General features: G+C 71.2%; 9 protein-coding genes. 6 read left to right on the top strand and 3 right to left on the bottom strand.

Going from position 1 to position 5,786, the window contains the following annotated elements; all coding sequences use genetic code 11:
- Together H0487_RS21455 and H0487_RS23650 are read right to left on the bottom strand one after the other, a co-directional pair.
- Positions 1-183 (bottom strand): hypothetical protein (locus H0487_RS21455; RefSeq protein ID WP_220793664.1); only part of this gene is annotated, 183 nt, incomplete at its 3' end.
- Positions 180-584 carry an RNA polymerase sigma factor gene (locus H0487_RS23650; protein WP_312856048.1) on the bottom strand — a complete coding sequence of 135 codons (405 nt, stop codon included), beginning with the start codon at positions 582-584 and terminating at the stop codon, positions 180-182. The genes H0487_RS23650 and H0487_RS21455, both read right to left, overlap by 4 nt.
- A 300-nt stretch (positions 585-884) precedes the next feature.
- Here H0487_RS23650 and H0487_RS21465 point away from each other — a divergent pair, with 300 nt between their 5' ends.
- Positions 885-1,274 (top strand): histidine triad nucleotide-binding protein, encoded by a 390-nt coding sequence (locus H0487_RS21465; RefSeq protein ID WP_183096257.1) that lies wholly within the window; start codon positions 885-887, stop codon positions 1,272-1,274.
- 44 nt (positions 1,275-1,318) lie between these two features.
- Here H0487_RS21465 and H0487_RS21470 read toward each other — a convergent pair whose 3' ends face one another.
- Entirely contained in the window at positions 1,319-1,573 is a 255-nt protein-coding gene (locus tag H0487_RS21470; RefSeq protein ID WP_183096258.1) for a hypothetical protein, read from the bottom strand.
- Positions 1,574-1,727: 154 nt separating this feature from the next.
- Between H0487_RS21470 and H0487_RS21475 the strand changes: the two genes are divergently transcribed.
- The 5 genes from H0487_RS21475 to H0487_RS21495 all read left to right on the top strand — a co-directional run.
- Complete coding sequence (locus tag H0487_RS21475; protein WP_183096259.1) at positions 1,728-2,768, top strand: PhoH family protein; 1,041 nt, start codon at positions 1,728-1,730, stop codon at positions 2,766-2,768.
- A gap of 7 nt (positions 2,769-2,775) precedes the next feature.
- On the top strand, positions 2,776-3,228 hold the full coding sequence (ybeY, locus tag H0487_RS21480) for an rRNA maturation RNase YbeY (RefSeq protein WP_183096263.1): 453 nt from the start codon (positions 2,776-2,778) through the stop codon (positions 3,226-3,228).
- A 4-nt stretch (positions 3,229-3,232) separates the two neighbouring features.
- On the top strand, positions 3,233-4,537 hold the full coding sequence (locus H0487_RS21485; protein ID WP_183096260.1) for a hemolysin family protein: 1,305 nt from the start codon (positions 3,233-3,235) through the stop codon (positions 4,535-4,537).
- 8 nt (positions 4,538-4,545) lie between these two features.
- Complete coding sequence (locus H0487_RS21490) at positions 4,546-4,890, top strand: cytidine deaminase-like protein (RefSeq protein ID WP_183096261.1); 345 nt, start codon at positions 4,546-4,548, stop codon at positions 4,888-4,890.
- A 394-nt stretch (positions 4,891-5,284) separates the two neighbouring features.
- A partial coding sequence (locus H0487_RS21495; RefSeq protein WP_183096262.1) for a calcium-binding protein occupies positions 5,285-5,786 on the top strand: 502 nt, incomplete at its 3' end.

Genomic DNA, 5,786 nt, shown 5'->3' on the forward strand with positions numbered 1-5,786 from the left:
GCCGCCGGTGGCCGCGACGGCGCCGGCGCCGAGGAGGACCGGTGCCCAGCGGCGCCGCGGCGCAGGCCGACGGGCCCGGCGCCGTACGTCGGCCAGCCCGTCGCGGGGCTCGACGTCGGCGACGGCGTCGTGGAGGAGGGCGCGCAACAGGGCGTCGTCGCTGTGCGGATCAGGGGTGTTCATGAGTCGGTCCTCAGGTCGGGGCCGTGGCGTTCGAGAAGGGGGCGCAGCGCGGCGGAGCCGCGGGACGCGTGGCTCTTGACCGCTCCGCGACTGATGCCGAGGGTCTCGGCGATCTCGGCCTCGGAGAGGTCGAGGTAGTAGCGCAGGGCCAGCACCTCGCGCTGCCGACGAGGGAGCTGTTGAAGCGCCTCGAGGACCAGCCGGCGCCGGCTGTCGCCGAGGACCGCCTGGTCGGCTCCGGGCATCGTCCCCGGCGCCTGCTGCCGCGCCAGGTAGCGGTTGACGACGCCGCGGTGCCGCAACGCCGAGCGTGAGCGGTTGACGACCGCCTGCCGCAGGTAGGCGAGCGCCTTGTGGGTGTCNAGGCGAGCGCCTTGTGGGTGTCGGTCAGCCGGTCCCACCGCTGGTGGACGGCGACCAGGGCGTCCTGCACGATCTCCTCGGCCTGGCCCTGGTCGTGCACGAGCAGCATCGAGAGCCGCACCAGCTGGTTCCAGTGCGCGAGGTAGAGCGCCTCGACGGCGGCGTCGGCGTCCAGGCCGTCGGCCGCGAGGGCGTCAGGGCGCGCGTCGCTCACCCCCGCACCCCAGGAGGAGTGCGGTGCGAAAGCGGGAGACGCTGCATAGGCGGTCACGGTAGTTCCACGCGCGTGCCCCCGGCCGGGTTGACGTCGGCGTGGCCCCATTTGGGAAGGTGGGCGGGTGACCTCTGCCACGGACCGGCCCACCGACAGGCCCAGCGACCCGGACTGCCTGTTCTGCAAGATCGCTGCGGGCGACATCCCGGCCACGGTCGTGCACGAGTCGGAGACGACCGTCGCCTTCCGCGACCTCAACCCGCAGGCACCGACCCACGTGCTCGTCATCCCGCGCAGCCACTACCCCAACGCGGCCACCCTCGCCCAGGGGGAGCCGGACACCGCGGCGCACCTCTTCGACGCGGCGCGGGAGATCGCCGTCGCGGAGGGGATCGACGGTCCGGACGGCGGCTACCGGATGGTGTTCAACACCGGGGCGGCCGCGCACCAGACGGTCTTCCACGCCCACCTGCACGTCCTCGGTGGCCGGTCGATGACCTGGCCCCCGGGCTGAGGTCTGCGTTGGAATCCCCGGTGGACCGGGGATTCCTGCGGCGTTCAGAACAGCTGGGCCACCCGCATCACGGCGAAGAGCACCGGCAGACCGAACACCACGAGCAGCAGCCACGCCGCGAACCGGTGGTAGGCCTTCGCGCCGTCGAGCGAACCGGCGAAGTCGAGCAGGGCGCCGTCGGGCACGTGGTGCGTGAGGCCGAGGCGGCGAGCGTCCTCCGGCAGGTGGTGACCGGGGAACCAGACCGGCTCGAGGTCGGCGGCGAGCTCGGTGTCGTCGTCGTGCTCCTCCGGCGTCATGCGCTCACGGTACGCGTCCAGCGGGCGCGCCGGGCGCGACTGCGCCGGACCGAGGGACGGTGCTGGAGTAATCCGGTCGGCCTCTGTGGTGGGGCGGCGTAGCATGGAGGCCCCCGTCGTCTCACCGGAAAGGCCGCCCTCCCCGAGGGCAAGGATGACCAACACGACCCCGCACCCGACCCGTCACACCGTCGTGGTGCCCAACAGCATCGACATGGTCAGCCTGCTCGGCCCCGGCGACGAGCACCTCGGCCTGGTCGAGCGTGGCTTCGGCTGCGAGATCCACGTCCGTGGCAACCGGATCACGCTCCTCGGCGACCCCGGCGAGGTCGCGCTCGCCGAGCGGCTGCTCGACGAGCTGGTCGCGATCATCCGCACCGGCCAAGGCGTGACCGCCGAGACCGTGGAGCGGGTCGCCGCCATGCTCCGGACCGAGACCACGGAGCGCCCGGCCGACGTCCTCTCGCTCAACATCTTGAGCAACCGGGGCCGCTCGATCCGGCCCAAGACCCTCAACCAGAAGCGCTACGTCGACGCGATCGACAAGCACACGATCACCTTCGGCATCGGCCCGGCAGGCACCGGCAAGACCTACCTGGCGATGGCCAAGGCGGTCCAGGCGCTCCAGGGCAAGCAGGTCAACCGGATCATCCTGTCGCGGCCCGCCGTCGAGGCGGGGGAGAAGCTCGGCTTCCTGCCGGGCACCCTCAGCGAGAAGATCGACCCCTACCTGCGCCCGCTGTACGACGCGCTCCACGACATGCTCGACCCTGAGACGATCCCCAAGCTGCTCGCGGCCGGGACGATCGAGGTCGCGCCGCTGGCCTACCTGCGCGGTCGGTCCCTCAACGACTCGTTCATCGTGCTCGACGAGGCCCAGAACACCACGCCCGAGCAGATGAAGATGTTCCTCACCCGGCTCGGCTTCGGCTCCAAGATCGTGGTGACCGGTGACGTCACGCAGGTCGACCTGCCGTCCGGCACGACGTCCGGCCTTCGGATCGTCGAGGACATCCTCGACGGGGTCGAGGACCTCACCTTCTGCCGGCTCACGGCCCAGGACGTGGTGCGGCACAAGCTCGTCGGCCGGATCGTCGAGGCCTACGACGTCTACGACGCGCGCCACGAGCAGGCGCCGGGTCGGCCGGCCCAGCGGCCCGCCCCGGTCGCGCGGAAGAAGCACCGCGATGGATGATGACCTCGTGAGCATCGAGGTCCTCGACGAGTCCGGCACCGGCGTCGACGTGAAGCACCTGGCCCGGCTGAGCCGCTTCGTCATGGACCAGATGCGCGTCCACCCGCTTGCCGAGCTCTGCATCAAGGCGGTCGACGAGTCCACCATCGCCCAGCTCAACGAGCAGTGGATGGAGAAGGAGGGCCCGACCGACGTCCTCGCCTTCCCGATGGACGAGCTGCGGCCCGGCCTGGTGACCGAGGAGCCCGAGGAGGGTGTCCTGGGCGACCTGGTCCTCTGCCCGGCGGTTGCGGAGCGGCAGGGCGAGGCGGCCGGTCACGGCACGCTCGCCGAGCTCGAGCTGCTCACGACCCACGGCATCCTGCACCTGCTCGGCTACGACCACGCCGAGCCGGACGAGCACAAGGAGATGTTCGGTCTCCAGGACCGGTTGCTCGCCGACTGGCGCGCGACGGCCTGACGCGATGTCTACCGGCGACCTCTGGTTGCTCGTCCTCGCCGGCGTCCTCGTGGTGCTGGCCGGCCTGTTCGCCGCCGCGGAGGCCGCTCTCGGCGGCTTCTCGCGCGCCCGGGCCGGCGAGCTCGCGGGCGAGGAACGCGGGGGAGCGCAGCGCCTCGTCGTCGTCCTCGACGACGCGCCGCCGTACCTCAACACCGCGCTGTTCGTCCGGATGCTCTGCGAGATCAGCGCGATCGTGCTGGTGACGGTCCTGGTCGCGGAGTACGTCGACGAGGGCTTCTGGGAGCGGGTCGCGATCGCCGTCGGGGCGATGCTCGTGGTCTCGTTCGTGGTGGTCGGTGTCGCGCCGCGCACCCTGGGGCGCCAGCACGCCGACTCCGTCGCCCTCTGGTCGGCGTGGCCGCTGTGGGCCCTGACCCGCATCCTCGGACCGTTCCCGCAGCTGCTCATCCTCATCGGCAACGCCATCACCCCGGGCCGCGGGTTCCGCGCGGGCCCGTTCTCGACGGAGACCGAGCTGCGCGAGCTCGTCGACATCGCCGAGGCGTCGGCGGTCATCGAGGCCGGTGAGCGCAGGATGATCCACTCGGTGTTCGAGCTCGGCGACACCACCGTCCGCGAGGTGATGGTCCCGCGGGGCGACGTCGTCTACATCGAGTCCTACAAGAACCTGCGGCAGACGATGTCGCTGTTCCTGCGCTCGGGCTACTCCCGGATCCCGGTGATCGGCGAGAACCTCGACGACGTCCGCGGTTTCGCCTACCTCAAGGACGTCGTGCGTCGTGACTTCGAGGCACCCGACGTCGAGCTGACCCAGCGGGTCGAGGAGATCATGCGCCCGGTCGTGTGGGTGCCGGACTCCAAGCCGGTCGACGACCTGCTCCAAGAGATGCAGGCGCGCCGCCAGCACGTCGCCGTCGTCGTCGACGAGTACGGCGGCACCGCGGGCCTGATCACGATCGAGGACCTGCTCGAGGAGATCGTCGGCGAGATCACCGACGAGTACGACGAGGACGAGGTCGAGGTCGAGCAGCTCGAGGAGGGCGAGGTCCGGGTCTCCTCCCGCTACCCGATCGACGACCTCGAGGAGATCTTCGGCTTCGACGTCGAGGAGGAGGACGTCGACTCGATCGGCGGGCTGATGGCCAAGCACCTCGGCAAGGTCCCGATCCCCGGCTCGGCCGTCGAGTGCCACGGGCTGCGGTTCGAGGCCGAGCAGGCGGCTGGCCGCCGCAACAAGATCGGGACGGTGCGGATCCGTCTCCTCGAGGCCCCCGCGAGCACGGACCAGACGGCGGCTTCGGGATAATCGAGCCCATGCCCGATCTCTCCGCCGAGGACAAGAAGCTCGTCACCCTCGCCCGCGCCACCCGCGCCCGGATCGGCGCCGCCGAGGGTGCCGCGGTGCGGGACACCGACGGCCGGACCTATGCCGCGGCGACGGTCGCCCTGCCGTCGCTCCAGCTCACCGCGGTCCAGGCCTGCGTCGCGATGGCGGTCGCCTCCGGCTCGGCCGGGGTCGACGCGGTCGTCGTACTGGGAGAGTCCGGCGTCCTGGCCGACGGCGATGCTGCGGTCCTGCGCGACTTCACGGGGACCGAGGGCGTCACCGCCCACGTCGGCGACCCGCGCGGCACCGTGACGGACACCGTCGCCCTCTGAGAAGGAGGCGACCCGCCCCTCTCTCGGGTGAGGGGCGGGCCAGCCCGCTTGCGGCACCTGGAGCCACGGCGCACCACAGTCGCGAGCAGGAACGCGATGGATGCGGACCGTGGGAGACCGGCGCACGACGGCCTCGATCCTGCCACCAACGTGCGCGCTTCGGGAGAGGAAATCGAGAACCTGTTCCGGGTTTAACCAGCGACATCGTGTCGCGTGCAAGCGGGGAGAAGCGTTCCGGGAATGCCTCCGCGCCGCCTCCTGACGATGCTCCAAAATTTTGAACGGGAAACGATCCGCACGCCGAACCGAGACTGGCAGAATCGCCGCGTCGCTCGGGTGATGACCACCTCGCACCATCCCCCTGGGTGCACCCCTCTGCTCCAGGAGTGCTGGCTTGAGCGTCGACCTTTCCTCCCGCGTTGTCCGTCTCGCCCTCGGGTCGATGTTGGCGGCCCTGGCGCTCCAGGTCCCGACCGTCGTGTCGTCGGGCGCGGAACCGCCGCCCCCCTCGTCCACCTGCACGGTGATCGGCACCGAGGGGCCCGACACCCTCAAGGGCACGGCCGGCGCTGACGTCATCTGCGGTCGTGGGGGGAACGACACGATCAGCGGGCTCGGCGGGGATGATCTGATCCGGGCCGGTGACGGCAACGACACCGTCAACGGCGGCTACGGGGACGACCACGTCCTCGGTTCGGCCGGCGACGACTCCGTGAACGGCAGCTACGGGAACGACGTCCTGCGCGGTGAGGGCGGAGCAGACCTGCTCAACGGATCGGCCGGTGCTGACGACCTGGGTGGCAACGCGGGCAGGGACGACCTGCGGGGCGGAGGAGGAGCCGACCTCATCGTTGGCGGAGCAGCCGACGACTACGCCGTCGGTGGCGCCGACGCCG

Origin of the sequence: Nocardioides stalactiti (genome assembly GCF_014180715.1) — a bacterium.
Lineage (GTDB): Bacteria > Actinomycetota > Actinomycetes > Propionibacteriales > Nocardioidaceae > Nocardioides > Nocardioides stalactiti.